This is a genomic window from Streptomyces sp. NPDC019224, assembly GCF_040632605.1.
Classification (GTDB): domain Bacteria; phylum Actinomycetota; class Actinomycetes; order Streptomycetales; family Streptomycetaceae; genus Streptomyces.
In genome coordinates, this window is sequence record NZ_JBEYCF010000008.1 from 101790 (window position 1) to 127963 (window position 26174).

At 71.1% G+C, this 26174-nt stretch carries 25 protein-coding genes and 2 pseudogenes; 11 read left to right on the top strand and 16 right to left on the bottom strand.

What is annotated here, in order from left to right:
• Positions 1-601: 601 nt before the first annotated feature.
• Positions 602-1432 (top strand): helix-turn-helix transcriptional regulator, encoded by an 831-nt coding sequence (locus ABZ564_RS07640; protein ID WP_360851124.1) that lies wholly within the window; start codon positions 602-604, stop codon positions 1430-1432.
• A 404-nt stretch (positions 1433-1836) separates the two neighbouring features.
• On the opposite strand, the gene ABZ564_RS07645 is transcribed toward ABZ564_RS07640, so the two are convergent.
• A complete protein-coding gene (locus ABZ564_RS07645) occupies positions 1837-2136 on the bottom strand; it encodes a DUF2087 domain-containing protein (protein WP_360851127.1) in 300 nt (99 codons plus the stop codon).
• A 103-nt stretch (positions 2137-2239) separates the two neighbouring features.
• Between ABZ564_RS07645 and ABZ564_RS07650 the strand changes: the two genes are divergently transcribed.
• Positions 2240-2680, top strand: a complete 441-nt coding sequence (locus tag ABZ564_RS07650) for a GNAT family N-acetyltransferase (protein WP_360851130.1) — start codon at positions 2240-2242, stop codon at positions 2678-2680.
• Between the two features lie 69 nt (positions 2681-2749).
• Here ABZ564_RS07650 and ABZ564_RS07655 read toward each other — a convergent pair whose 3' ends face one another.
• The gene (locus tag ABZ564_RS07655) at positions 2750-3904 is read right to left on the bottom strand and encodes a S1 family peptidase (protein WP_360851133.1); all 1155 of its coding nucleotides are present in this window, start codon (positions 3902-3904) and stop codon (positions 2750-2752) included.
• 310 nt (positions 3905-4214) lie between these two features.
• Here ABZ564_RS07655 and ABZ564_RS07660 point away from each other — a divergent pair, with 310 nt between their 5' ends.
• Complete coding sequence (locus ABZ564_RS07660) at positions 4215-5207, top strand: hypothetical protein (RefSeq protein WP_360851308.1); 993 nt, start codon at positions 4215-4217, stop codon at positions 5205-5207.
• A gap of 17 nt (positions 5208-5224) precedes the next feature.
• On the opposite strand, the gene ABZ564_RS07665 is transcribed toward ABZ564_RS07660, so the two are convergent.
• From ABZ564_RS07665 to ABZ564_RS07675, 3 genes are all read right to left on the bottom strand, one after another.
• On the bottom strand, positions 5225-6733 hold the full coding sequence (locus ABZ564_RS07665) for a carboxylesterase family protein (protein ID WP_360851136.1): 1509 nt from the start codon (positions 6731-6733) through the stop codon (positions 5225-5227).
• Positions 6734-6832: 99 nt separating this feature from the next.
• Entirely contained in the window at positions 6833-7114 is a 282-nt protein-coding gene (locus ABZ564_RS07670) for a hypothetical protein (RefSeq protein ID WP_360851139.1), read from the bottom strand.
• On the bottom strand, positions 7111-7611 hold the full coding sequence (locus tag ABZ564_RS07675) for a MarR family winged helix-turn-helix transcriptional regulator (RefSeq protein WP_360851142.1): 501 nt from the start codon (positions 7609-7611) through the stop codon (positions 7111-7113). Before ABZ564_RS07675 ends, ABZ564_RS07670 begins: the two co-directional genes overlap by 4 nt.
• 56 nt (positions 7612-7667) lie before the next feature.
• Here ABZ564_RS07675 and ABZ564_RS07680 point away from each other — a divergent pair, with 56 nt between their 5' ends.
• On the top strand, positions 7668-7817 hold the full coding sequence (locus tag ABZ564_RS07680) for a hypothetical protein (RefSeq protein ID WP_360851145.1): 150 nt from the start codon (positions 7668-7670) through the stop codon (positions 7815-7817).
• 59 nt (positions 7818-7876) lie between these two features.
• On the opposite strand, the gene ABZ564_RS07685 is transcribed toward ABZ564_RS07680, so the two are convergent.
• Together ABZ564_RS07685 and ABZ564_RS07690 are read right to left on the bottom strand one after the other, a co-directional pair.
• A complete protein-coding gene (locus ABZ564_RS07685; protein ID WP_360851148.1) occupies positions 7877-8428 on the bottom strand; it encodes a glycoside hydrolase family 25 protein in 552 nt (183 codons plus the stop codon).
• A gap of 200 nt (positions 8429-8628) precedes the next feature.
• Positions 8629-9996 carry a radical SAM protein gene (locus ABZ564_RS07690; RefSeq protein ID WP_360851151.1) on the bottom strand — a complete coding sequence of 456 codons (1368 nt, stop codon included), beginning with the start codon at positions 9994-9996 and terminating at the stop codon, positions 8629-8631.
• 220 nt (positions 9997-10216) lie between these two features.
• Between ABZ564_RS07690 and ABZ564_RS07695 the strand changes: the two genes are divergently transcribed.
• On the top strand, positions 10217-10723 hold the full coding sequence (locus ABZ564_RS07695) for an SRPBCC family protein (RefSeq protein WP_360851154.1): 507 nt from the start codon (positions 10217-10219) through the stop codon (positions 10721-10723).
• A gap of 4 nt (positions 10724-10727) precedes the next feature.
• Here the strand turns inward: ABZ564_RS07695 and ABZ564_RS07700 are convergent, their stop codons facing one another.
• Positions 10728-11582 carry a pentapeptide repeat-containing protein gene (locus ABZ564_RS07700; protein WP_360851311.1) on the bottom strand — a complete coding sequence of 285 codons (855 nt, stop codon included), beginning with the start codon at positions 11580-11582 and terminating at the stop codon, positions 10728-10730.
• 191 nt (positions 11583-11773) lie between these two features.
• On the opposite strand from ABZ564_RS07700, the gene ABZ564_RS07705 reads away from it, so the two are divergent.
• Positions 11774-12265, top strand: coding sequence for a hypothetical protein (locus ABZ564_RS07705; protein ID WP_360851314.1), 492 nt, complete (start codon positions 11774-11776; stop codon positions 12263-12265).
• Positions 12266-12354: 89 nt separating this feature from the next.
• Positions 12355-12582: a hypothetical protein gene (locus ABZ564_RS07710; protein ID WP_360851157.1), complete on the top strand. Its 228-nt coding sequence runs from the start codon at positions 12355-12357 to the stop codon at positions 12580-12582.
• A gap of 45 nt (positions 12583-12627) precedes the next feature.
• On the opposite strand, the gene ABZ564_RS07715 is transcribed toward ABZ564_RS07710, so the two are convergent.
• On the bottom strand, positions 12628-13698 hold the full coding sequence (locus tag ABZ564_RS07715; protein WP_360851160.1) for an enoyl-CoA hydratase/isomerase family protein: 1071 nt from the start codon (positions 13696-13698) through the stop codon (positions 12628-12630).
• Between the two features lie 199 nt (positions 13699-13897).
• Here ABZ564_RS07715 and ABZ564_RS07720 point away from each other — a divergent pair.
• Positions 13898-15957 (top strand): annotated as a pseudogene (locus ABZ564_RS07720) (SpoIIE family protein phosphatase).
• Between the two features lie 117 nt (positions 15958-16074).
• Here ABZ564_RS07720 and ABZ564_RS07725 read toward each other — a convergent pair.
• The 5 genes and pseudogenes from ABZ564_RS07725 to ABZ564_RS07745 form a co-directional block, all read right to left on the bottom strand.
• On the bottom strand, positions 16075-16704 hold the full coding sequence (locus ABZ564_RS07725) for an LAETG motif-containing sortase-dependent surface protein (RefSeq protein ID WP_360851163.1): 630 nt from the start codon (positions 16702-16704) through the stop codon (positions 16075-16077).
• Positions 16705-16970: 266 nt separating this feature from the next.
• Complete coding sequence (locus ABZ564_RS07730) at positions 16971-17459, bottom strand: GNAT family N-acetyltransferase (RefSeq protein ID WP_360851167.1); 489 nt, start codon at positions 17457-17459, stop codon at positions 16971-16973.
• 571 nt (positions 17460-18030) lie between these two features.
• Positions 18031-18819: pseudogene (locus ABZ564_RS07735) on the bottom strand (DUF6397 family protein); the annotation flags it as partial.
• A 172-nt stretch (positions 18820-18991) separates the two neighbouring features.
• Positions 18992-19405, bottom strand: coding sequence for a roadblock/LC7 domain-containing protein (locus ABZ564_RS07740; RefSeq protein WP_360851170.1), 414 nt, complete (start codon positions 19403-19405; stop codon positions 18992-18994).
• Between the two features lie 117 nt (positions 19406-19522).
• Entirely contained in the window at positions 19523-20929 is a 1407-nt protein-coding gene (locus ABZ564_RS07745) for an LCP family protein (RefSeq protein ID WP_360851317.1), read from the bottom strand.
• A 446-nt stretch (positions 20930-21375) separates the two neighbouring features.
• On the opposite strand from ABZ564_RS07745, the gene ABZ564_RS07750 reads away from it, so the two are divergent.
• The gene (locus ABZ564_RS07750) at positions 21376-21951 is read left to right on the top strand and encodes a TerD family protein (protein WP_360851173.1); all 576 of its coding nucleotides are present in this window, start codon (positions 21376-21378) and stop codon (positions 21949-21951) included.
• Between the two features lie 65 nt (positions 21952-22016).
• Here ABZ564_RS07750 and ABZ564_RS07755 read toward each other — a convergent pair whose 3' ends face one another.
• Positions 22017-24128: an MMPL family transporter gene (locus ABZ564_RS07755; RefSeq protein ID WP_360851176.1), complete on the bottom strand. Its 2112-nt coding sequence runs from the start codon at positions 24126-24128 to the stop codon at positions 22017-22019.
• An 88-nt stretch (positions 24129-24216) separates the two neighbouring features.
• Here ABZ564_RS07755 and ABZ564_RS07760 point away from each other — a divergent pair, with 88 nt between their 5' ends.
• Positions 24217-24726, top strand: coding sequence for a MarR family winged helix-turn-helix transcriptional regulator (locus ABZ564_RS07760; protein WP_360851180.1), 510 nt, complete (start codon positions 24217-24219; stop codon positions 24724-24726).
• Positions 24727-24773: 47 nt separating this feature from the next.
• On the opposite strand, the gene ABZ564_RS07765 is transcribed toward ABZ564_RS07760, so the two are convergent.
• Positions 24774-25676, bottom strand: coding sequence for an oxygenase MpaB family protein (locus ABZ564_RS07765; RefSeq protein ID WP_360851183.1), 903 nt, complete (start codon positions 25674-25676; stop codon positions 24774-24776).
• 108 nt (positions 25677-25784) lie between these two features.
• Here ABZ564_RS07765 and ABZ564_RS07770 point away from each other — a divergent pair, with 108 nt between their 5' ends.
• Positions 25785-26093: a hypothetical protein gene (locus tag ABZ564_RS07770; RefSeq protein WP_360851186.1), complete on the top strand. Its 309-nt coding sequence runs from the start codon at positions 25785-25787 to the stop codon at positions 26091-26093.
• Positions 26094-26174 lie beyond the last annotated feature (81 nt).

Consider the following 26174-nt stretch of genomic DNA (forward strand, 5'->3'; position numbering starts at 1 on the left):
GCAGTGACGCTACATGGCGAAACCCCTCTCCACCAGAGAGCAACGACTTCGCGTCGCGTCGGATGCCGGGGAAACCCGCTGATGGGGCCACGCTCGCGGCGGAATCAGCGGGTTGCGGCGCCCCGGGTCCGGAGGACGGCGTCGCGCCGCGGAGCGCCGCCGGGGTACGACCGCCTCCGGATGGAGCAGTGGCCGCGGGCATGAAAATGGTGCGGCCGGCAGGGGGGCTGCCGGCCGCACCGCGTTCCGCCCCGCCTCGGCCCGGGAGACCGAGGTGAGTGACGGAAAGAGCCGGACCAGCGGACCGTACGACCGGGTCCGCCCCGTGGGGCGAAAGACGGTCTGCTGGTCAGGCCCTTCCCGCCACCGTTCTGAACGGGCGCGGAATTCCGGCTGCGAGCGGTGCCAGGAGAGACAGCAGGAAGTCCGCACGTCAGGCGCGGGCTCGCTGCCCCGGAGAGCTGCGGGCCCCACCGCCCGACGCCTCCAGCATGGAAGGTAAACAGACTGTTTTCTACGCGCATTTTTTAGCGCTGAGCCGCGTCGCGCCAATTAGGCTCACGCTCGCGCAACGTGGCTCATACGCGGGGGATTTGATCGCATGACCAACACCGACAAGTCGGCACTGCGGACGCTGCTCAGAGTCCGCCGTGCACGGATCGACCCCGCCCGGTACGGTTTTCACCGTTCGTCCCGGCAGGGGCGTCGCGCACCCGGACTGTCCCAGCACCAGGTAGACCAACTCCTGCACCGCACCCCCGGTACGTACCGCCGTCTCGAATCCGGTGCCTGGCCGAGGCCGGACACCGGTTTCCTCCGGGATGTGGCGATGCTCTTCTCACTCAACGAGCAGGAATGGGTGTCGCTGTGCCGGTACGCCGGGATAGGCGACCCGCCCGGTCCGCTCACCGCCCGCTCGGGCAAGGAGGTGCCGGGTGTGTGGCAGGAAGCCATCGACGGAATGACCCATCCCGCGTACATCACCGACGCCTCCTGGGAACTCATCGCGTACAACGACGGGTTCGCCCGGTTGTTTCCCGCCAGGCGGGTGCCCACGAACACGATGCGGTGGATGCTCCTCGAACCGCAGGGACGCGCGATGCTCATGGACTGGGAAACCGCCTGGGCCCCGCTCGTCGTGCCCCAGTTGCGGGCGGCTCTCGCCGGCCGGCCCGACGACGAGGTGCTCCGCCGGATCGAGAAGGACGTGCTGGCCGATCCGCAGTGTGCGCCGATCTGGGAGTCGGGCGGCGCGCACATCCATCCCGACGGCGACGAGCGGCCCGTCCGGCACGCAGTCGACGGTCCGGGGTGGGTGACGATGTGCGCGGCGCAGCCCATGGCCGCTCCCGGTGCGCGCCTGGTCGTCCTCGTCTTCCGTCCCGGTGAGCGGCGGCCCCACTCGCGTACTCCGGTGCTGCGCGCCCCGTAGGTCCTTCCCTCCCGGCTTCGGCAGTGCTCTGATCAGGTCGACGCGGCCTTCTGCCGCTCAGGCCGTGCTCCACCCCCACCTCGCCGTCGCACCGTGTCCGTCTGCCTGTCGCGCCCCACCACGGTGTTCCCCGCCCGCAAGATCACCGCGCGGGAGATCGCGGACGACATCCGCGCACATCACCCGGACTTTCCCCTTCGACAGCACCAAGGAGGCGCTGAGCGCGGCCGACGACGTACTGCCCGGCCTGCTGGACCGGCTCGGCCGGCGCCACCGGCGTCACGGTGGCGTACGGGCCGGGGCTCGCCACCGCCGCCCTGCGGGGGACCTGGACGGACGCACCTCAGGCGGGCCTGGAGGCGCACGCCGGTTCGAATCCGGTCGGCCCGCCCTTCCCTACCCGGTCACGCCGCCGTGCGCGACAGCCTGCGGTAGCTGACGCCGTCCTTGGTGCGGCCGAGCATTCCCCCGATGACCATGTACCGGCGCAGCGCCGCGCAGTCGTCGTGAACAGTGCGAAGGGCCTCGTTGACCTCGCGTTCCGTATAGGTGCGGTCGGGCGCGAAGAGTGTTTCCGCGAGGTGGACGAGGAGTTGTTCCCGGCGGGCCGCCTTGCGGGGGATCGCGGTCAGGCGGCCGTGGGAGAACAGGGCGTGCACGCCGTGGCTGTCGGCAGGGCGCTTGCCGGTCTGCTGGTCGGACATGGTGTGCAGCCTGGCAGGGAGCCACCGGCGGGGCAACGCATTTGCGTCGGGGGCTGAGCAGGGGCCATTTGACGGAGGGGCCGCGTGACGGTTTCCTGACGCGATGACCGATCTTCGTATCGAGCGGGTGAGGGGCGAAGCCTCGCTCCTGGACTGGCAGTTCGCCCACAACGCCATCATTCCCACGGCCACCCTGTCGTTCACGGAAGTGACGGAGCGGGCCGGTCGCAACCGGCTGTCCGTCGGGTACGCGGGTGATGTCCTCGTGGGCTGTTCCACCGTGCGCCCGCCCGGTCCGGACGCTCCGGTGGCGACCGTGATCGCGCGCATCCTGCCCGCGCACCGCGGCCGGGGGCTCGGCTCACAGTTGTACGCGCACGGCCTGGAGCTGGCCAGGAAGCTCGGCGCCGAGGTGATCGAGACCTGTGTCCTGGAGTCGAACCCCGAGGGGCTGCGCTTCGCGTTGCGGCAGGGCTTCGTGGAGAGGGAGAGGTACCTCCTGCCGGGCGGCACGGTGCCGTTCGTCGACCTCCGGCTCGCCTGACCTCCCGGCGCACACGCGTACCGGGGCCCGCCGTCCCGCTCGGCAGGCCCCGGGTTGCGCGGGACTCGGTCAGGCGGTGTGGAGCGTGAGCCCGTACCGGTTCAGGATCTCGTTGACCGGCTGGTGCCAGGTCTCACCGCCGGAGCTGCAGTCGCCCCATCCGCCGGAGGTGACGCCCTGGGCCTGGTCGCCGCTGATGAAGGAGCCGCCGGAGTCGCCCGGCTCGGCGCAGACGCTGGTCCTGGTCATCTGGTACACCGCGCCGGCGCTGTAGTTCACCGTCTCGTTGGTGGCGAGCACATGGCCGCAGTGCCAGTGCGAGGTGGAGCCCGAGCGGCAGATCGAGGCGCCGATGGGGGCCACGTTCGAACCGCGGACGAGCTGGTCGGAGACGGTGCCCCAGCCGAGGACGACGGGGACCGTCCACCAGCCGTTGCCGACGCTGACCCACGCGTAGTCGTCACCGGGGAAGGACGAGCCCTGGAAGCTGCCGATCGCGGAGCCGTCCCAGCCGCTGACCCCGGCCCCCGCCCGGCCGCAGTGCCCAGCCGTGACGAAGCCACCGTGGACCGAGAAGCCGATGGAGCACCGTGCGTTGCCCGTGTAGTACGGGTCGCCGCCCACGGTCCCGGCAGAGAAGGTGCGCGGCGCTTCCGCGGTCTGCTCGACGATGACGGGCCCGGCCTCGCGGGCCTTCTGCACGAAGGCCCGGACATCGTTGTCGGAACGCCGGGAAGCGAGGACGTCGATGACGACCTTGTTGGCGCGGGGGTCGACGTGCCAGCTGCTGACGCCGGCGGGGGCGTCGAGCCTGTCGAGCTTCGCCTTGACCGAGTCGAGGCGTTGCGCGGTGTGGGTCACCATCCGTACGGCGGCGCCCGTGGCCCGTACCGCCGCGGCCTGCTCGGTGTCGGTGACGGCGACGGTGAGGTCACCGGTCGCCGGGTCGAACCAGGAGCCGCCGTAGGAGGTCCCGGCGGCGCGGCGCGCCTTCGGCTGCAGTGCGGTGGCGGTCTTCTCCGCGGAGAGCCGCGCCCTCGCCTGGACCTCCGTCAGGCCGAGGTCCTTCTGCATGGCGGCGAGCAGACCGTCGGAGGCCGGCGCGGTCCGGGAGGAGGCGGTGGGGGTGTCCGCTGCGGATGCGGAGGGGAGGCCGGCGCCCGCCCAGGCTCCGAGGAGAAGTACGGCGGACAGTGCGGTCCTCAAGGCTGTGGTGCGTCTCAAGGTCTTGGCCCTTCTGTTGTTCCGGCTGGGTGGGGGAGGAACAGCAGGCGTCCGAGGCGACTCCTTGAGAGCGCTCTCAGAGTATGCCGTTCCGGACTGTAGCGGAAGAATCCTTAGCAGGTCCATGCCAATTCCATGGGCGCTCGTACGGGCCGGCCGCTGAGTAGCCGTACTCATCCCCCGCGCCGGGCCGCGTCCTACTGTCACATCAGATGAACGAGCAGGCCCGGGCACGGGCGGGTCGGAACGCGGGACAGGGGGCGGGGCGGAGATGAGCGGATCCTCGAGAAGACGCGGAACCGGCGCCGGGGTGGCCGGCGCGCTGGCATGCGCGCTCGCGCTGGCCCTGGCGGGGTGCGGAGTGGTGACCACGAAGGAGGACCGCAAGTACGCCGAGAAGCTGGCCGACACCTACTACCCCGGCGTCCTCCGCGTGATCGAGACACACACACTGGTCCCGCACGCGAGCGGTTCGGAGATCGTCTTCGCGATGAACGACAACCCCGACGCCGTGGTCCGGATGCGCGTGAACGCCGACGCCGGCACCTGCAACACCCATGACTGCCGGGGGGTGATGGACGAGGCCGTGAAGCGGGGACGGCGGGAAGCGGCGGCGCTGCGGGTCCTCGTCGACGCGTTCCGGCGCTGCGGCCACGAGGTGATCGCCGTCGATCCTTCGACCGGGGCGCCCTGGATCGCCGCCTCCCCCACCAACGCCACCGTGTCCGCCCTGCTCAAGGAGGTCGGGTCGTGTGCCCGGCGGTGGAAGGAGGCGGCCGGCGGGACGAACGGGGCCGAGGTGCGAGGCGCATCGGTCAACCTGGTCTCCCCGTCCGTCGCCAGGGGCAGGCCGGCGGGAAGGAAGTCGCAGCCGACGGCCATGCGCCTGAGCGCGACCCCGCTGCTCGGGGCCCTGAGTTCGCACGCCTACTACGTCGCCGGGTACACCGCGACGGACGGGCACGTGGACCCGTCCTCGGGCAGCGCCCGGATCGTCCCTCCTTTCGAGGAACGGCAGAAGTTCGCCGCTGCCGTCCACGGCGCCGTCAAGGACCGGCTCCGGACGGCTCACCCCCGCGTGCAGGTGAGCGACTACGACGGGGTCTGGGTCCTGGAGCCGGGCACCGTCGACCGGCTCACGGGCTATGTCCTCTACTGCGAGGAGCCCGACGGGGAGAAGTCGTGCCTGGGCGACCGGGCGGTGCTGGTGACCACGGACCCGGACGGGAAGCCCGTGGGCGAGCTGCGGCATGTCGGGAAGGTCCGCGAGGGCCGGGGGCCGCTGCGGCTGCCCCCGATGTGAACCCCGGGGGCGCCGCGTCAGGGCCGGGCGGGACAGTAGGTGTACGCGGCCCACAGGGCGCGGACCGCGTCGCTGTCCCGCCAGTGCCCAAAGGCGGACGCGCGGTCCGGTGTCCCCCACACCCTGATTTCGGCGCCGCCCTGCTCCCAGCCCGGCTCACCGGTGGCCGCGAACCCGGCCCAGGCCGCGGTCATCCGCTCCGCGAGGGCCCGGTCCCCGGCCGTCGGCGCGGCGCCGCCGATGAGGAACCGGATGCTCTCGTCGTCCACATTGCCGAAAGCGAATGGCACGTCCGCGCAGTGCCAGGCACGCGCCCCGCCGCTCCTGCGGTCGAACCGGGACAGGAAGGCGCGGCCGCCCGCCGCCGCGTGGGCCCCGGCGAGCCGACTGCTGTACTCACCGAACAGCAGGTCCCCGTACACGGCGAGGTGGACGTCGTACGCCCCGGCGCCGGGCATGAGCGCGCGGTACCCCTCGATGAGCGGCTCCGGCAGGCCGAAGTCGGCCGCGAAGCCGTGCAGCCGGTCGTCCGTGGGGACATCGGCGCTGCTGCCGACGGCGTCCATCAGCCAGTACTCCTCGGTCGTGTGGCAGACGAGGAGGTCGACGTCCCGGGCGGTTTTGGAGGTGATCAGGTGCAGCGGATCGTCGGGCAGGAGGTGCCCGTCGGCGACCGGTCCGTAGATGACCGGGTCCCAGTGCAACCGGCCGGAATCGGGGTCCTGGCGGTAGCCCTCGAGGACCGTGTCGGAGGCCCGGACCAGCGCCTGCGGAGAAGCCCCGGCCAGCGCGGCCCTGGTCGCGGGAATCCCCGCGCGGGCGGCCACTCGCGCCGTGACCCGTTCGGCGAGTTCCGGGGCGAAGCAGGGGCCGACCGCGCTGTGCGCGATCACCCGCCGGAAGAGGCCCCGACCGCCGTCCATCACCATCAGGCAGACCGCGGACGTGGCTCCTGCCGACTGTCCGGCCACGGTGACGTCGTCCGGTGCTCCCCCGAACGCGGCGATGTTGTCGCGGACCCACTCCAGTGCGGCGATCTGGTCGAGGAGTCCGCGGTTGGGCGGGCAGGTGTCGTCCGGGCCGTCGGCCGGGACATGACCGAAGCCCTCGAAGCCGAGGCGGTAGTTCAGGGTGACCACGACGAGGCCGGTGCGGGCCAACACCGTCCCGTCGAAGTCCGGCTGCGCGCTCGACCCGAAGGTGTAGGCGCCGCCGTGGATCCAGACCAGCACGGGCAGCGGACCGGATGCGGCGGCGGGCGTCCAGACGTTGAGGCTCAGCACGTCCTCGTCGCCGGGCGACCAGGACGGGGTGCCCGGCAGTTCGGCCGACTGCGGCGGGACCGGGCCGAACTCCGTGCAGTCGCGGACGCCGGACCACGGGGCGCGCGGGCGGGGGGCCCGGAAGCGGTTCTCGCCGAACGGCGGCTCGGCATAGGGAATTCCGAGGACGGCGACGACGTCTCCGGCCGGGGCGCGTCCACGTACCCGTCCGGATGCCGTCTCGTACACACCGGTGTTCAGCAACGTGTTCCGACTTCCCTTCACCCACCGCCCCCGAGGCGGGAGCGGTGATCAGAATGGCTCACTTCAAGCGGCCGTGCGAAGGGAATTCACCTCAGGTGGTCACGGAGACGGTCGGTCGGCCTGGCCGATGGCGCTGCGGAGCAGGGCCACGGTGGTCGCCGCCGCGGCCCGTTCCGCTTCGTCGCCCGTGGCGCGCACCCGCTCCTCCAGCAGCACCACAGCCGCTTGGAGCACGCCGATGCGTACCGGGACGGACTGCATGGCCGCCAGTACCGCAGCCGCCTGTTCGGCAGGTGTGGCGGGTGCCGTCTGCGGGATGAGGGTGGAGATACCGCGCCCGAGCGCGCGGTCACGAGGCGGCTGGGCCGCGGGTGTGGTCACCGGAGAAGTCTGCCGCACCCGGCGCGCCGAGCCGCCTCGCGACCGGCCCGCGCCTGCGCGGTCTCGCGCGCTCCGTCGTGCACGCGGAGCAACAGGGCGGTCAGCTGGGCGCGTTCACGGGCGTTCAACGGCGCCAGGACATCCTCCTGCACGGCCAGCGCCTCGGACTTGAGGCTCTCCAGCAGAGCTCGGCCCGCCGGGGTGACGGTGACCGTGACGCGTCGCCGGTCGGCGGTGTCACGAGCCCGCTCCACCAGGCCGGCCGCACCGAGCCCGTCCACGATCTTCACGACGTCGCTGCGGTCGATCGAGAGCCTCGAAGCGAGTTCCCGCTGTACATGCGGGCCGAAGTCGGCCAGGGCGGCCAGGACCGCCATGTGCCAGAGTCGCAGCCCGCGTTCGGCCAGCCGGTCCGCGAGCCGGCCGCGCGCCGTCTTGCCGGTCTTGGTCATGAGGTAGGTCGTGAGTCCCAGAAGGCTGGGTGGGGTCTCGTTCATCGGGCACATCGTAGGACTGCCCCCATGATGGGTGCGCACCTACTGAAGGAGTCGCCGTGAACGCGCTCCGTCCCCGCCTGCCGGTCGGCCGGTTCGCCGAGGGCTTCCGCTTCTACGACGCCGTACCGCCGGCGCCGATCGGAGCCGTACGGACCAGTGGCGGCGCACCGGCCTTCGGAGGGGCCGGGGCCGCGCACCGTCCATAGGGGGGAGCCGGAGGGGAACCTCGTCGGGTTGCGGTCGTACCGGCCGGGGCGTGCCGCGGTCACTTCCGCGCCCAGGCGCGCATGGCGGAACGCGAGGAGAAGTCGGCGACGTCCTTGTCGAGCGGCTGGTCGGTGTACTGGTGGATGCGCCAGGACGCCTTGATACGTGGCTTTCCCGCCTTCACGTAGTCGGCGATCCAGAGCCCGTCCCCGGCGTACGACGTGGTGTCGTGGTTCAGCCAGAAGTAGCGGTTGCAGTAGAGCAGGACGCGATGATGCGGCCGCAGGCGTTTGACCTCGCGGATGAAGCGGTCCTTCTCGGCGTTGCTCGCGTGGGTGCCTTCGCCGCTCTGTTCCCAGTCGACGGCGAGCAGGTCACCGGCCTTCTCGGGCGCCTTGCTGAGGAAGTACTCGGCCTGCGCCGTGATGTTCCCGGGCCACAGGAAGTGGTAGAAGCCGACGACGCAGTCGGCGTCGCGGGCCCGTTTCGTCTGTTCGGTCAGGCGGGGATTGACGTACGAACGGCCCTCGGTCGCCTTGATGAAGACGAAGTCCAGTCCGTCCGTGTCGAACGAGGACTGGTGGGAGCTGACATCGACACCGTGCAGCATGGGCACCGCCTTTACAAATGGGCTGCTCTGTTCCGCTTACCTTCCCCTCCTGCCCATGTTCCACCCCCGCCGGAAGCACGGATGCGCGTGTGTGCCGGGGCGCACGCTCCGGCACACACGCGCAAGTGGCGCGCGCGGTGCGGGGCTTCGCCCGCCCGGTGTGCGAGCTCTCCGCGGAGGCGTAACCGCGCGCCCCGCTCTCATCCCGCTTCGGGAGCGTCCTCCGGGTCGGCCGGCAGGCTGTCCATGAAGGAACTGACGGAGAACACGGCGTTGCCGGCGCCGGGCGGACCGTAACCGGGGGGCGAGCTGAGCCCGAACTCCTCCATCGTCGCCCGGTAGGACTCCAGCAGCCGGATGTGGTACTCCAGCGGCGCCCCGTCCGGGTTGGTCCTGCCGAGCGGGGTCGTCGGCTCCGGGCACCAGGTGGTGAAGCGCGGGGTGATGCCGTGGGACATGAAGAAGCGCAGGCCCTCGGTGGTCGAGTCGATGGCTTCCTTCACCGTGGTGAAGCCGAACGGCTCGGCCATCTCCACGCCGGCCACGAAGTTGGGGATGACGTTGCGGGCGCCGAAGACATCGGCGGAGTCCAGGATGCGGCGGTGCCACTCGTCGCGGCCGACGTAGCGCTCCTTGCCGGGGCAGTACAGCTCGAACAGCCGGCGGTCCCACACCTCGTAATTGGGGTGGTAGATCTTCACGCCGTAGTCGTGGAAGCGCTGGACGTCGGCCTTGGGCAGGGCCTGGGCGACGACCTTCCCGATCCAGCGGCCCGGGAAACGCTCCTCGATGGCCTTGGCGTACTGGCCGTAGAAGTCCGCCTCGTCCTTTCCGCCGATGTGCGAGGTGATGGCACCACCGGTCAGCGTGTACGCGGTGGAGGTCTTCGCCGTGTCGTACCGGTCGATGATCTCCAGCGCCTCCAGGACCTCCTCGACGGGCTTCACGCCGGTGTACGGGCGGCCCGCCGCCTTGTGCTGGCGCCAGTTGTGGTTGATGTCGCAGTACTGGCACTCCTCCTTCGCGCCGAAGTACTGGCAGACGCGGAAAACGGTGAGGTAGACGAGGTAACCCCACTGAATGGTCGGGGCGACCTCCATCACGGACTTCCCGTTGGCCAGCGTGTGCCGGTAGTAGTCCGGCATGGGAGGCAGACCCACGTCGGAGATCCGCCTGCCGTCGAGGTAGAGCCCGAGCATCCCGTCCTCGTCCGCCGCGACGCGGTACGGGGACGCGGGGTTCACGCGCACCGAGACGACGGTGCGGCGCAACTCGTACGGGCCGCCGGTGAGCACGATCTCCTCCGGCGGGCGGCGCAGCGCGGCCGCTCCCAGCTCGGGCAGGGTGCCGTGGTCGAAGGAGAAGATGAAGTACGACTTGGGCTTGACGTCACCGTCCTCGTTGTCGCTGAGCGCGGACTCGTCGAAGGCCAGGCCGCCGCGCAGCAGGTCCTCCTTGATGACGGCCTCCCGCGGCACGTGCGGGAACTGCTCCATCAGCCGTTCGATGAGCCGGGTGCGGTCTGCGGTGCCGGGCTCGGTACGGCTGGGGTCGGTACGGCTGGGCATGTGCGGGCTCCTCGGTCGGTCTTCGTCGTGGTCCGGATGCGACGTCTGTGCAACGAACCACGGCCGCGGGGCGTTCTGGTTCCGGCTGCCGGATGCGTCACTCCCCGCTTCCGGATCCTATGTGACCGGTCAGTAAGGTGTGGGGGCGGGAGCCCGTCGGCCGGGCGGCCGGCCCGACGCCCGCTGGTGACCGCAGCCGGCCGCGGAACGGAAGTGCTCCATGCCCCGCACCATGTCCGTCTCGGACAGCATCGTCGTGCACGCCGGACCGCTGGAGGTGTACGCCAGGCTGAGCGACCCCACGTCGATGGGCCGCTGGAGTCCGGAGAACCTGGGAGCGCGGGTGCTGGGGGTACGCCGGGCTGCATACGTCGGCATGGTCTTCGACGGCCGCAACAAGCGGGGGCCGGTGAGCTGGACGACGCGGTGCACGGTGACAGCGGCCGATCCGGGCCGGCGGTTCGCGTTCCGGGTCCACGCGATCGGCGCGCGACGGCCGTTGCTGCGCGGTCCCATCGCCACGTGGGAGTACCGCTTCGAGGCGGTGGAGGGTGGCACCCGGGTCACGGAGACCTGGACCGACGACCGGCGCGCCTGGCCCGACGCCGTGGCGAACGCCTTCGACCGGCTGGCCACTCGAGGGCACACCTTCGCCGCGTTCCAGCGCCGCAACATCCGCACCACGCTCGAACGCCTCAAGGCGGTGCTGGAGGCCCCCGGCGCCTGACGGGTCACTTCTCCCAGTGCGTGGGGCGGTCGAGCGACGACGGGAGCCTGGTGGTGCCGTTCCCCTTGGCGGCGTTCACCTGGGCCTGTGTCAGGAAGAGCGCCCCGGTCAGGTCGGCGCCCGACAGATCCGCGTCCCGGAAGTCCGCGCCGATGAGGTCAGCCAGGCGCAGGTCGGCGCCGCTGAGGTCCGCCGCGATGAGGTAGGCGCCGCGCAGATCGGCGCCCCGCAGATCGGTACCCCTCAGCCGGGCGCCGATGAGGTCGCCGCCGCGGTGGTTGCGCTTCTTTCGCCCCGGGGCCGTGGCGCGGACGAGTGCGCTCACGCGCCCCAGCAGCCCGGCGACCTCGCCCCGGTGTGCCGCCACGTCCAGGTCCGCCAGGGCGGAGGCGTCCAGGCGCGTGAGGGCTTCGGTCGCTTCGAGGGTCCGCCGTACCTCGCCGCGCAGGGGACGCGCCGGAGTCAGGGCGGCCGCCTCCGTGAGATACCAGAGCAGTTCGTGGAGCTGCCGGACGACCGGGAAGACCTGGAACATCTGCTGGGCGGTCTCCGGGGCGCCGCGCCAGTCCCGGCGGCCGAAGATCTCCACCGAGACCTTCTGGCCGGCCCCGAAGCAGTCGTAGACGGTGCAGCCGGGAAAGCCGTCGGTACGCAGCCGGGAGTGGATGCCGCAGCGGAAGTCGTCCCGGAGGTTCCGGCAGGGCGTGCCCGCTGCCTTGTTGACGGCGAAGTCGGCGGAGCGCGTCAGGGTCAGCGCGACACAGCACAGGGCGAAGCAGTTGCCGCAGTCGGCACGCAGGGCGGCCCGGTCGTCCGCGCTCCGGGGGGCGGTGCTGTGGGCCCGGTCGCCTCCGTGCAGGCTGTCGACGTCGGAGGCTCGATCGTTGTCTGGCACGGTGCGTGGATCCTTCGGGCGCGGTGTTCGTGAACAGCACCGGAGCCTATCGGCTTCGCGTGCGGCCCCCGCGTCTCCTGTCCGGTCCGCCGTTGTCGGTGGGACGGCGCACACTGACAGCAGTGCGGTACGGCGACGGGACGAAGGGGTTGCGGATGGACGGCGAGCAGGAGAGCGGGTTCGAACCGGCAACCGGGGACGGCCCGACGGCCCCGGGGGAGGCGCCGGCCCGCGCCGCTTCGGTCCAATCGGCGTTCGCCGGGCTGCTGCAGATCAGGCGCCTGGCGAACGGCGGCCGGGCCGACCCGGAGTCGGTGCCCGCGCCCTGGGAACTGCACCGTCCGGTAAGGGCCGTGGCCCTGGTCCTGGAGGCCGCCGGGTTGCCCGCCTCGGCCGTCGGCCCGTCAGGAGGCCGTACGCAGAAGGGTTACCGGGTGGCGGCCGGGTCCTCACCGGGCACGGTGCGGGTGGAGTGGCTCGGTCCACCCGGCAGCGGGGCGGCGTACGAGGAGGAGGACGAGCTGTCCCGCTGCGCGGCGGCCCTGCGGGAGTCGGGCTGGCCCGTGTTGCTGTACCGGGGGCCGCGCGGCCGCCGGTTCCTGGAGGTCGAGCCGCCGACGGGTGCGCGTCGGCCGGACGGCCGATAGGCACTGTGCCGCACCCCTCGCCGACGGACGCTGTCAGACCCATGGGGGATGCTGGTGGGGCCCCACACCTCTGACCTGGAGATGCTGAGATGCGCAAGGACGAACTCGCCGCGGCGCAGGCGTATGTCCGTCTACTGCAGGCGACCCGGGCGGCCCTCTCCGACCCGGAGGACGCCCCGCTGTATCTGCCGTTGCTCACCTCGCCGATGGAGGAGGCCGACGGCGCGCTCCGGAGCGCGGGGTTCTCGGGCAACGAGACCCGCCTCTTCGAACTGGTCGACTCGCTCCGGTCGAGTCCGCCGGGCGGCGGCCCCTGAGGCGTTCAGGGCACCGCTCCCGGACGCCTCGGTGGCCGCCGGGCCTCAGCCGGCCTCCGACAGCGGTGCGAGGCCGAGTTCGCGGTCACCGAGCGGCGCGAAGTGCCGGGCCACGTCCTCGTCGGTGACCTGGGAGAGTTCCGCCGGGTGCCAGCGGGGGTCGCGGTCCTTGTCCACGATCTGGGCGCGCACCCCTTCCACCAGGTCGGGTCCGGCGAAGGCGGCGGTCGAGACGCGGTACTCCTGGTCAAGGACCGCTTCGAGACCGCCGATGCGGCGTGCCCGGCGCACGGCTTCGAGCGTCACCTTGAGCGAGGTGGGTGCCTTGGCGAGGATGGTCGCCGCGGCCTGCTTGGCGGCGGGGTCCCCGTGGCCGGCGAGGCGGTCGACGATCTCCTCGACCGTGTCCGCCGCGTAGCAGGAGTCGATCCAGCCGCGGTGGGCGGCGAGCACACCACCGGGGGCGGGGCGGGCGTGCTGCTCGACTGCCGCGGTGACGGCCTCGGGGTTGGCGCAGTCGGCCAGGGCGGCGACGAGGGCGGCGAGGCCATCGGCGGGCACGAAGTGGTCGGCGAGTCCGCAGAGCAGTGCGTCGGCCGCGCCGACCGACTCGCCGGTGAGTGCCAGGTGCGTACCGAGTTCGCCGGGCGCGGCCCCCAGCAGATACGTTCCGCCGACGTCCGGGACGAATCCGATTCCGGTCTCCGGCATGGCGATGCGGGAGCGTTCCGTGACGATCCGGACGGAGCCGTGGGAGGAGACCCCGACCCCGCCGCCCATCACGATGCCGTCCATCAGAGCGACGTACGGCTTGGGGAAACGGGCGATCCGTGCGTTGAGCCGGTACTCGTCCCGCCAGAAGTCCAGTGAGGCGCTGCCCCCCGCCAGGGCGTCGTCGCGGACCGCGCGGATGTCGCCGCCCGCGCACAGACCGCGCTCCCCCGCGCCGGTGAGCAGCACGGAGACGACGGTGTCGTCGCTCGCCGCCGCGTCGAGCGCGTCGGCCATGAGCCGTACCATGGCGTGGTTCAGCGCGTTCAGGGCGCGGGGCCGGTTGAGCGTGAGGCGGCGGACGCGTCCTTCGGTGTGCAGCAGGACGGGGTCCTCGTGGTTCATGCGTGCGCTCCGGTCAGCCCTGGTGCCGTACCGTCCACCGGCGGGGGACGATCTTCCGCTGACATTGTGCGCGGCGCCCTGTGGGGCGGGGACCGGGGGGTGGCGTGCGGCGCGGGGCCGCTGTGGCAGGCGTGCGGGACCGGCCGGACAATTGAGGCACGCCGGACGGCGGACACGCCGGACGATCCTCGGAGCTGGCATGACCGACCAGAACCGGCCGCCGGTCGTCCCCGGCCCGCCAGGCCGGCCGGAGGGCCGGACACCCGCCGGTGGGCCCGGTACGGCGGAACAGCTTGCCCTGAACCGGGCCGGCGGTTTCGAGTGGGCCCTCGATGCCCGGACGCTGGACATCGACGAGGCGGGCCTGCTGGTCTTCGGCCTGGAGCCGGCCTCGTTCGACGCTCGTCCGGAGTCGCTGGCGGAGCTGCTGGAGCCGGAGGAGCGGGCCCGCCTGGATGCGGCGACGGACGAGGCTTTCAAGGGCGGCGACAGCTCGTACAGCGTCCACTTCTGGATTCCGCTCGCTGACGGCCGGGATCAGTGGACACATGTCCAGGGGCGCATCCTGCGCAGTGCGGCCCTGAAGGCGCGCCGGGTGATCGGCCTGGTGCGGGCCGCGACGGCCGAGGTCACCCCTTCGGCCTTCGTGCTGGAACTGGAAAAGCGCCGCCGCCAAACCAACATAGTTGAACGCACGACGACTGCCTTTCGTCCACGTCGCGCGCGGTGACGGTGGACGATGGGACCGCCGCCCTGACCGGTCCCGGCGGGCTGGCGCGGACGGGCTCGTGGTCGGGCTGCTGGACAACGCGGCGCTGAACGTCATCGCACTGAGCGGCGACTGCCTGGAGGGCCTGGACGATCTGAGTCCGGTCCGTCTCGATCCGGAATTCCCGCTGGCCGCACCGTCCTCAGCGGACGCCCCCGGTTCGTCGGCTCCCTGGCGGCGCTAGCCGGTGCTGGAGCCGCACGCGGGAGGGCTCGGGTTCCAGGCGGCGGCCTATCTGCCGCTCGTCGCCCAGGGCCGCACGCTCGGCGGACTGGCCCTCTTCTACCGCCAGGACAGCGCGTTCACGGCCGACGAGCGCAATCTGTGCCTGGGCTTGCCGCGATCGTCGTCCAGCCCCTGCAACGGGCCAAGCTGTTCGACGAGGAACGCGAGTTCGCCGCGGGGCTCCAGTCCACGATGCTGCCGCGCCACATCCTCGACATCGTGGGCGGCGAGATCGCCGTCCGCTACCACGCGGCGTGGAGCGGGCGCCAGGTCGGCGGTGACTGGTACGACGTGATCTCCCTGCCGAAGAACCGCGTCGGGATCGTGGTGGGCGACTTCCAGGGGCATGACACGCGTGCGGCGGCGATCATGGGCCGGCTCCGGATCGCGCTGCGCGCCTATGCCGCCGAGGGGCATCCACCCTCGACGGTACTGGCCCGGGCCTCCCGGTTCCTCGCCGAACTGGACACGGACCGGTTCGCCACGTGCGCGTACGCCCAGGTCGACCTGGAGACCGGACCGTGCGGGTCGTACGAGCCGGCCACTTCGGGCCGCTGATCCGGCACGTGGACGGCCGGGTGGACAGCCCGCGGGTGCGTGGCGGCCTGCCGCTGGGCATCTCGACCGACTTCGACGACGAGGAGTACCAGGAGACCCGGCTCGATCTGGTGCCGGGTGAGACTCTGGCCCTGTACACCGATGGGCTTGTGAAGGAGCCGGGCGGCGACATCGACGCGGGGGTGCGCACCCTCATCACCGAGGTCAGCGCGGGACCGGCGGACGCCGAGGCGTTGGCCGACCATCTGTCGGACCGACTGTGGGAGCGCTGGGGCTCCGGTGACGACGTCGCGCTGTTGGTACTGCGCCGCAGCCCGGCCCCCGGATCGCCCCGGGAACCGAGGTTGCACCAGTACATCCACCAGGCCGACCCGGAGGGGCTGCCCGAGGGCCGGACCATCGTGCGCCAGGCCCTGACCGACTGGGACATGGCCGAACTCGCCGACGACGCCGAGCTGATGACCGGGGAGCTCCTGGTGAACGTGCTGCTGCACACGGAGGGCGGTGCCGTCCTCACCCTGGAGGTGCTGCCCGAGCCGGTACGCCGGGTGCGGCTCTCGGCGCAGGACCGCTCCAGGGCGGGGCCCCGCCGCCGGTCACCGGGCGAGACCGCGACCTCGGGGCGCGGACTGCTCCTGCTGGACGCCGTCGCCGCACGGGGGCATCGAACCCCGAGGGGAGGAAAGGCGGTCTGGTGCGAAATCTGAGCGCGAGAGCGGCGGTGAGGGGTACAGCAGCGGCAAGGGGCGCACCGCCACGCCGTGCGTGACCGTACACCCCCCTGCCTCTCCGGACGCTGTACGCATCCGGGCGGGCCGACTACGTCAGTGCTGCGCGGTACGGCGCTTGCGTACCGACCACATGATGCCGCCGCCGGCCAGCAGCACGGCAACGGCCGCGCCCCCGATGATCGGCGTGGCGGACGAGGAACCGGTCTCGGCCAGATCCGGCGAGCTGGGGCTCGGCGTGGCTGCGGCGGGCGCAGCCGGCGAAGCGGACTCGCTCGGCGTGCCGGCCGGGCTGGGAGACGCGGTGGCCGGCGTCTCGGACGGCTTCGTCTCGGCCGGAGGGGGCGTGGGCGTCGACGGCGCGCTCTCCTCGCAGACCGGCGCCTGCTTGGTGTCATTCTTCGAGTAGTCCTCGCCGTCACCGGCCTTGACGACCAGATGCACCGTCAAGGGCTGGTCGTGCTCCGGCAGGGCGATCGTCTTCTCGAAATCCCCGCCGAACTTCTCCGTCGGCAGCAGGTCCTTGCCGTCGACGGTGACGGTCACCTCGTTGGTGACGCCGGCGTTGTACTGGGTGAGGTGCAGGTTCACTTCGTCACAGGTCACGTCCCAGGTGGGGGTGTGAGCTGCGGCCGGACCGGCGGTGAGGACCGCGCCGGACAGGCCGACCATCGCGGCGGCGGCGAGAGTCCCCGCAACGCGCCACGATCTCCTGGGTATGGTCATGGATTCTTTTCCTCCGCAGATGTTTCGCGCCCGAATGGGCGGTGCAGCGCACAGTACTGCCCGCTCCCTCGACGCGTGCACCCGCCCCACAACCGATTCCGTGTCACAACAGCCCCCACATCGCCGCCGGTTGGGGCATGCCGGACATTGGCCGGCACCGGGCGCCGACCGGGCAGTGGCGTGAAGTGAGTGCCTGGCGCCGGACAGTGCCGGCCGGTTGGCGGCTTCACCGTCCGGCCCGCGGAGGTGGCGCCTTCGCCACACGGTCAGAGCCTGCGGTGCATGATGTGCAGTCCCACGAAGCCCTTGGCCGGGTGGTCGAACCCCTCGGGCAGCGTGCCCAGGATCTCGAAGCCGAGCGCCTCGTACAGCCTGACCGCCGCTGTATTGGTCTCCACCACCGCGTTGAACTGCATGGCCCGGTACCCGGCCGTGCGCGCCCAGTCGATGGTGTACTCGCACAGGGCCCGCCCAACACCCTGCCCGGCATGCCGGGAGTCGACCATGTAACTGGCACTGGCGATGTGCGATCCGTTGCCCATGTGGTTCTTGTTCATTTTCGCCGTGCCGAGGACGGTCCCGTCGTCGGCGACCGCGATCACGGTCCGGTTCGGCGGCTTCAGGAGCCACCAGTCGGCGGCGTCGGCCTCCTGGAGATCGAGCGGGTAGGTGAAGGTCTCGCCGGCGGCGACGATTTCGTGGAAGAACGGCCAGATGGCGGGCCAGTCCCCGGGGGTGGCTTCCCTGATCAACATGGCGCACAGAATGCCCGGCCCGGCCCGGCGCCACCAACGGTTATCTGAGGCGCCCCGCACCGCCACGCCCGGGCCCTCCACCCCACCCGGCGAACGAACGGCTCCCGGCCCTCCCCTTCCGGCGCCCGCCGGGACGTGCCGCCCGGGAGACCGCGTGAGGCATTGCGTGAGACGCCGCGTGCGGCATTGCGTGAGGTGCCGCACCGCGCCGGGCCCTGCGAAGCCCCATCGCCTCGGCCGCCCGTGACCGCAGCCGGGCCAGCAGCCCCGGCGCACCCCCGGGGCGGGGGCGACGCGCGGGCGCGGGTGGCGCGGCGGGACTGCCGGGAACGGGCGGCCGGACGGGGTCGCCCGGCCCGGAGCGCCCCGTGGATGTGGGCATCGCCGCAAGGCTGCCGGGCACAGCCGAAACGTCCCGTACTCCGGCCACCGCCTCGGGTGCACTGAGCGATCCAGACGCCTCCTGGCAGGCCTCCACCGGCTCGCCGGGCCCCGCCGACCGGCCCGGCGCAGGCGGCCGCGCCGAGGCCGCAGCCAAGGCAGGCGCCCCGTCCGGCCCCGCCCGCATCTCGTCGCCGGGGCGTGGTGCCGGCCGCATCTCGCGGGCGGCGTCCAGCTCCGCGATCAGGCTGATCCGGCGCCAGAGGATCTCGTCCGGTTCGTCCGCGGGCATCAGCCGGGCCATGGCTTCACGCCCGACAGCCGATCCCCTTCGGCCGAATACGGCTTCCGGCCCGACCCTGCCGAAGTGGGCCCGCTCGTAGGGGTCGTCCACCACCTCCGCCAGCTGGGCCGGGTCCAGGCCCTGCGCCACGATCGCCGCGCGCACCCAGGGGTCCTCGGTGAGCGCCAGCAGGCGCTCGATCCGGCGCGAGCGCCAGTTGCGCGGGCGCCAGTCACCCCCGGCCGCCAGCCGCCTGCGCATCCAGGGCGGACTGTTGTCCACCAACAACTCCGGTGACAGGGCTGCCAACCCCTCGACCTCTTGGGCGAGATAGACCCATACGACCGCCCGATAGCGGTTGAGGTAGAACGCGACGGGTGTGAGGCACCCGGCCCGGGCCAGCCTGGTGAAACGAACCGGGCTGATCCCGAGCAACCGGGCACCCTCCGCCGTCCCCACCGTGCGCACCCGTTCGCGGAGCTTGCCGGGAAAACCGTCCTGGGCCCGCAGACGCGCGATCTCCTCGCGGTGGACCCTGGGTCGGCCGCCCGGTCCACTCCTCACCCTGACCGCCCCCAGGTATACCGCGAGGTCGAACTCCCTCCGTTTGAGTTCGAGTTCCGTCGCAGCGCGGCTCGCAGCGACCGTGGACGCAAGGTTGTCACGCACGGTATCGAGCCCTGACACCTCTTCCATGTGCACTTCGGCCCCAAATCCCCTGCCCGCAAGTGCTTTCGTCGTCGACATGATGCAACTCCCCCGCGAGTCGTGATTACTCTCCGCGATCAGAGTAGCTCGGGAAAGTCCACCGCCGCCAAGCCTGTGGATAACTCCACGGACCCGGCGGCGGCAGTTCCTCTCGATCCCGTCAGAGCCGGTTGAATCCCCCGCTCCCGTCCTGTCGCGAGTCCACACCCAGGTGTTTTCCCACCCGGTTGACCAGAAGCGTCATCTCGTACGCCACCTGACCGACGTCCGACTCCGCCTCACTCAGCACACACAGACAACTGCCTTCCCCCGCCGCCGTCACGAAGAGCAGTGCCTCGTCGAACTCCACCATGGTCTGCCGGGCCTTGCCGGCGCGGAAGTGACGCCCCGACCCGCGAGCCAGACTGTGCAGCCCGGACGAGACGGCCGCCAGATGTTCGGCGTCCTCGCGGGCCAGTCCGGTGCTCGCACCGGTCACCAGACCGTCATTCGACAGCACCAAGGCGTGCCGTATGTGCTCCACCCGGTTGGTGAGATCGTCAAGGAGCCAGTCGAGTCCCCTGTCCAGCGCCATTCTGTTTCCTCCCCGTTCACGCGTTCCCCGTGCCTCGCTCGTGTGCAAGCCTTGCGCACAGGTCACGTACGGGCAAGCACCCCGCTCACGCCACCGGGCCGGAAGCGATCGCCGGCCTCAGCCGTAGGAGAGGTTCTCGCACGGGTCGTCGTCCGCCGAACGGGCCTCGTCGGCGATGCCGGCCGGAACTCCCTGCGCCGGTGTGGTGGAGGCGGTGTTCGGTGCGGCCGACGGCTCGTCCGCGTAATCCTGTCCGACGGTGACCTGGATTCCGCTCCCGGCGCCGGCGGACTCGGTGATCCGTGCGTCCGGGAAGAGCCTTGCTGTCGTGCGGGCCTCCTCCTGCAGACCGGGGCCGTGGACGACGACGGTTTCGGAGCGGGTCTGATCCTGTGCGGTGGCCGTGCCGGTGACGGTGAAGCCGTGTGCGCGCAGGACCCCGGCGGCCCTGGCCGCAAGCCCGGACACCGTGGTGCCGTTGTAGACGGCGACCTCGATGCCCGTACCCGAGACGGGGGACTGCGAAGCCTCGGGGGGCGCCCCGGCCTTCGTTTTGCCGTCGAGGGGACGGTCGGCCTTCAGGGCGGCCCATAGCGCGTCCGCGTCCGGCTCCACGACGGCGACGCGCTCGCCCTCGTAGCGCCAGGGCACGGTGACGAACTTGGTGTTGTGCAGATCGATGTTCTTCATCGACAGGGCGAAGGAGAGCAGCTTGTCAGCCGATCCGAGCCCCGGGTCGACGGTCATCGCTTCGGTCGCGGCGTCGGCCAGCGGCAGCAGCGTGGCTGGGTCCATGCCACGGGACTTGACCTTCTTCACCAACGAGGCGACGAATGCCTGCTGCCTCTTGATCCGCCCCATGTCGGAGCCGTCACCGATGCCGTGCCGCAGCCGTACGTAGTCGAGAGCACGCTGTCCGGAAACCGTCTGCGGGCCCTTCGCGAAGACCAGGGAGCCCCGGGTTGTGCGCTTCGGGTTCAGATCGCGCTGGTACACGTCCTGTGGCACACACACCGGCACTCCGCCGACGGCCGAGGTCAGCGCGGAGAACCCGGCGAAGTCGATGACGACCGTGTGATCGACGCGCAGTCCGGTCAGCTGCTCGACGGTGTTCTGGGTGCAGGCCGGATTGCCCTCGGCGGTCTCCCCCACCGAGAACGCCCCGTTGAACTGACTGTGATGCTGCGGCGTCGTCCAACTGCCGTCGGGCTTCCGGCAGGCGGGGATGTCCACCATGGCGTCGCGGGGGACGGATACGGCCACGGCATGTTTACGGTCGGCGTAGACGTGAAGAAGGAGCACGGTGTCCGAGCGGCCGACCGCTCCCGTTCGGCCGCCGAGTCCTTTGTTGTTCCCCGAGCGGGTGTCCGACCCGATGACGAGGACGTTCTGCCCGCCGGACGAGCCGGGCGGCCGGTCACCGGAGACGCCGTCGGCGCTGAACGTGTCGATGCTGCCGGTCAGTTTCAGGTACCCCCAGCCCACCCCGGCGACCAGCAGGACGAGGAAGGACAGGGTGGACACCATCGTCCGCCTCAGACGGCTTCCCCTCCCGCCTGCTCCTGTCGCTCTGTTCCTGCTTGTCATGGGCCACCCCGTTCGTACGGCTACCGCGCGGGGCGGCCTTCCTGCGGCGCCCGCACGGTCGTGCGGTTGTGCGGTATTTCTGGTCGTGAAGTGCGGTGGTCTCATGCCCCACCGCACTTCACCATCGTCGATCCGATCCCCTGTCCCCACAGGGTCATCGGAAACATTGACCGGAAGAAACCGGGAGACGACGGAGGAACGAGCGTCTTCCCCGTCCACCCGCCGAGCAATCGGGCCGGACACTGTCCGCGCCCTGGGAAAATCCTCGTGATTCCTGAAGAGTGGGGCACAGCCGCCGTTCGTTCCGCGCGACGGCCGGACCATCACCCGCCGGGAACGCGCGAGCACCGGTCGGTGAACCACTGGATCATTGGAGGAAGTTCATGGGTGTGACCCTGGCCAAGGGCGGCAACGTCTCCTTGTCGAAGGAGGCGCCCGGCCTGACCGCGGTGACGGTCGGCCTGGGCTGGGACGTACGAACGACGACGGGCGCCGACCACGACCTCGACGCCAGCGCGCTGCTGTGCACGGAGGCCGGCAAGGTCGTCTCGGACCTGCACTTCGTCTTCTACAACAACCTCACCAGCCCGGACGGCTCCGTCCAGCACACCGGGGACAACCTGACGGGTGAGGGCGACGGCGACGACGAGTCCATCAACGTGAACCTCTCGACGGTCCCCGCCGAGGTCGCGAAGATAGTCTTCCCGGTCTCCATCCATGACGCGCAGAGCCGGGGGCAGAGTTTCGGCCAGGTGCGCAACGCGTTCATCCGCGTCGTGAACCAGGCCAACGGTGTGGAGCTCGCCCGGTACGACCTCAGTGAGGACGCGTCGACGGAGACCGCGATGGTGTTCGGCGAGCTGTACCGGCACGGTGGCGAGTGGAAGTTCCGTGCGGTCGGCCAGGGGTACGCCTCCGGCCTGGCGGGTATCGCAAAGGACTACGGCGTCAACGTCTGAGGGTGACCGCTCACCGGCCCGGCTCCGCGTCAGCGGCGGCCGGGCCGGTTCCCTGTCCGCGGCCATCAGGCGGAGGCCGCTGGTTCCGCTTCCCGCGGGGTACGGCTGATGGCGCTCGGCCACCAGGCCCTGGGGCCGATGTCCACGACCAGGGCCGGAGCCAGCAGGGACCGGACCACCAGCGTGTCCAGGAGGACACCGAAGGCCACGATGAACGCGATCTGCGCGAGGAACGCGAGCGGAATGACGATCAGCGCGGCGAAGGTGGCGGCCAGCACCACGCCCGCCGATGTGATGACGCCACCGGTACTGACGAGTCCCCTCAGCATCCCCTGGTGCGCCCCGTGCTCCAAGGCCTCCTCGCGGACCCGTGACATCAGGAAGATGTTGTAGTCGACGCCGAGGGCCACCAGGAACACGAATCCGTACAGGGGCACCGAGGCGTCCGTGCCGCTGAAGCCGAAGGCGTGCTTGAAGACCAGGGCCGAGACCCCGAGGGTCGCCAGGAAGTTGAGGCCCACGGTGGCCACCAGCAGCACCGGCACCAGGACGGACCTCAGCAGGCCCATGAGGATCAGCAGGATGATCACGAGCACCACCGGCACGATGATGCCTCGGTCGCGCTCGGCGGTGCGCTGGGTGTCGTACTGCTGCGCCGTGTAGCCGCCGACGAGCGCGTCCGCACCGGGTACGGCGTGAACCGCGGTACGCAGACGCTTGACGGTCTCCGTGGCCGCGTTGCTGTCCGCCGCGTCCTCCAGGGTTACGTCGATGCGCACCCGGCCGTCGACGACGAGGGGCTTCCCTCCACCGGGCCGGCCCGATGCCGTGACGGGCGCGGCGGCGGCCACGCCGGGTGTCGCCTCGGCCGCCGCGGTCACCTCGTCGGCCCGGTCGGCCTCGGCGATGACGACGGCCGGGTTTCCGGAGCCGCCCGGGAAATGCTTGCTGAGCGTGGCCTGGGCGGAGACGGACGGGGCGTCGTTCACGAAGATCTCGTCCAGCGGGACGCCCTGGGACTTCAGGGTGGGCGCGAACGCGGCGCAGGCGACCAGCACCACCGCACAGGACAGCCACACCTTGCGCGGGGAACCGTCGACGCGCGCCGCGACCCGGCGCCAGATTCCGTGCCCGCCGGTCGCCTCGTCGACGGAGCGCGGCTTGGCCGGCCAGTACGCCCCCCGGCCGCACAGCACCAGCACGGCGGGCAGGAACGTCATGGTGCTCAGCACCGCACAGACGATGCCGATGGCGCCGACGGGACCCAGAGCGCGGTTGTTCGTCAGATCACTGAGCAGCAGAGCGAGGAGGCCCAGTGCCACCGTGGCGGCGCTCGCGGTGATCGCGCCGAAGGAGCGGCGCAGCGCGGCGAGAGCGGCGGTCGTCCGGTCGCCGTGCCCCGCCAGCTCCTCCCGGAAACGCGCGGTGAGCAGGAGTGCGTAGTCGGTGGCCGCGCCGATCACCAGAATCGACAGGATGCCCTGGACCTGGCCGTCCACGAGGACGATGCCGTGGTCCGCGAGGACGTAGACGATCGCACAGGCGAGCGCGAGCGCGAAGACGGCGCTGATGATGATCAGGAAGGGCAGCAGCACACTCCGGTAGACCAGCAGCAGGATGAGGAGCACGGCGACCAGTGCCACCCCCAGAAGGAGCCCGTCGATTCCGGCGAAGGCGTCCTTGAGGTCGGCCTGGGTCGCGGCGGGTCCCGCGATCCCGACGGTCGTGCCCGTCACCGAGCGGGCCGCGTCGCGCACCTGGTCGAGCGTGGCCGGTAGTTCGTCGCCGAGGTCGGAGCGCAGTTGCACAACACCCGACAGTGCCTCGCCGTCCTCGGACGGCAACGCGGGCGAGGGTGTGCCGACCACGCCGGTCTTTCCCGAGAGGGAGGCGAGTGCCCGGGTAGCCGATGCCCGGGCGTCGCCCGGCAGCCCGTCGCCGTCGCCCGTCCATACGACGATCGCGGGCACGGTACCGGCCTGCTGGAAGGCCTTCTGCTCCTCCGCGACCTTGGTCGACTCGGCGCTGCGCGGCAGGAACGCCGCCCGGTCGTTGGTTGCTACCTCGCCGAGCTTTCCGGCGTACGGGCCGAGGGCCCCGCCGATGCCGAGCCAGATGACCAAAAGCGCTACGGGCACCAGCCATCGGACGACGCGGTGCCGAGGTGCGGGCTTCATTGCTTCCCCAGGGGTCGACGCGTGACACATTGCGAAGGTCTCTCAGTCATTCATTATCTCAATGATCAAGAGATATTACTGTAGGGGCATGCGCATCGCAGACGAAAGCCCGGACAGAGGCACGGACGGCGGGCCCACGGGCCTCCAGGCGTTCGCTGTGCTGCTGCGCCGTATGAACGGTGAGTTCAATCGCATCACGCATGAGTTCGCGCACGCCCAGGGGCTGCACCCGACGGATGTGCAGGCCCTCGTCGCCATCCTCGACGCGGACCGGGATGAGGGAGGGGGCGTCATGACTCCGGGACGGTTGCGTGAACAGCTGGATCTCACCTCGGGGGCGGTGACGGCGTGTCTGGACCGGTTGGAACGCGCGGGACACATCCGGCGGGTGCGGGACGGCAGCGACCGGCGGGTGGTGCATCTTCACTACGCGGCCGCGGCGAAACATGTGGCGCGTGATTTCTTCAAGCCGCTGGCGGCGGGCACGGAGGCAGCGCGCAGGCAGTTCAACGAGGAGGAACTGCTCGTCGTGCTCCGTTTCCTGCGGGCGATGAACGAGGAGCTGGGGCAGTTGCGCCGCGCCGAGCCCAGGCCGTAGAGCCTGGGGCGGCAGGAGCGGGCAGGGCCCGCGACCCCGGCTCCTCGTCACTCCGTCCTGGCCTCCGGTTCGGCGAGCTCGCGGACCGGGCAGCCACGGACGCCGGGGGTGGGGAACGTGCCGAGCGCGGCGACCTCGTATCCGCCCGGGTAGCCCTTGATCTCCGGGTTCTGCCGTGCGTAGTGCGGCGTGGTGCGCGGCGGCAGGAGACGTACGGCGCGGGCGCGCAGCCGCAGCGCTCCCCTGGTGAGGGTTCGGGCCACGGGTGCCGGGCACTCGTAACGGAAGGCGCGCAGCAGGGAGTCGTCCAGGAGCGCGAGGCTCGCGCCGCGTACGAGCGGTGCGAGGGGCCGCGGGTACCAGGAGGCCATCAGGTCCAGCGTGGCGTCCGAGACCGCCCGCGCGCCCTCGTCCCAGCCGAAGTGCGCTTCCTCGTAGGTGTCGAGGGTGCGCTCGAAGTCCTCGTACGTCTGCGGCAGGTCCTTGATGCCCATGCGGGTACCGAGCGTTCTGTAGTACGCGGCGAGCGCCCTCAGCTCGTGGTCGCACAGCCGGCGCCAGCCGTACGCGTCGAGCCACCGTTTCGGGGTGACGACAAAGGTGCACAGGACGTAGCGCATGTCGTCGTTACTGATGTCGTAGGCGGCGTGCATCCGGTTGATCCGGCGGAGAGCCGTGCGCCCCGGATCGCTGTCGAAGCCGTGCTCGACGACCGTGTCCAGAAGCAGCGCGGTGTCGTCGTACCGCTTCTGCGAACGGCCCGTCAGTTCCGCCGTCCGGGCCAGGAGTCTGCCGATGCTCGGGACGGCGTAGGTGCGGTACAGGGCGAGTTCGAGAGCGCGGGTGATGTCCCACGGGAACTCGTACGTCGCGGTGATCCGGTAGATCTCCAGGAAGTCCCTCTCCGGATCGAGGCGTTGGATCTCCTTCAGCCGGTCGTAACGCTTCACCGCACCGTCTCCCTTGGTCAGGTCGAGTGTCCCAGCCTATGTCCGGGGGCAGGACGGTGAGTACACGCGACGCACGCGCGTTGACGGGTTGACGGAAGGCGGTTCCCCATGACCGAGATATTCGGCGCCCTGCGCAGAGCCGTGGCCCCGGGCCGTAGAGGCGGTCGTACGGCTGCGGCCCCGCCTGCTCCCGTACGCCGGCAGCACAATCTCTTCGAGGCGGCGGCGACGTTCGTCGCGGCGTCGGCCGAGGACGACGAGGAGCGGATGGACGAGGCCAGCGAATGGGTGTCGCCGGAGCAGTTGTCCTTCGGTGTCAGTGAGCTGGCCTGCCGTGCGCTGATAGCGCTGGCCCGGGAGCGGGGCGCGTCACCGCAGACGGTGGCGCGGGAGCTGCTCGGGCTGTCCGACGCCTGAGCCTGGTGGCGTCGGTGCGCACCCAGCCGGATGTTCTGCCTTGTCAGGGCCTCGACGAGGGGGTTACTCACTGGTTAGGGT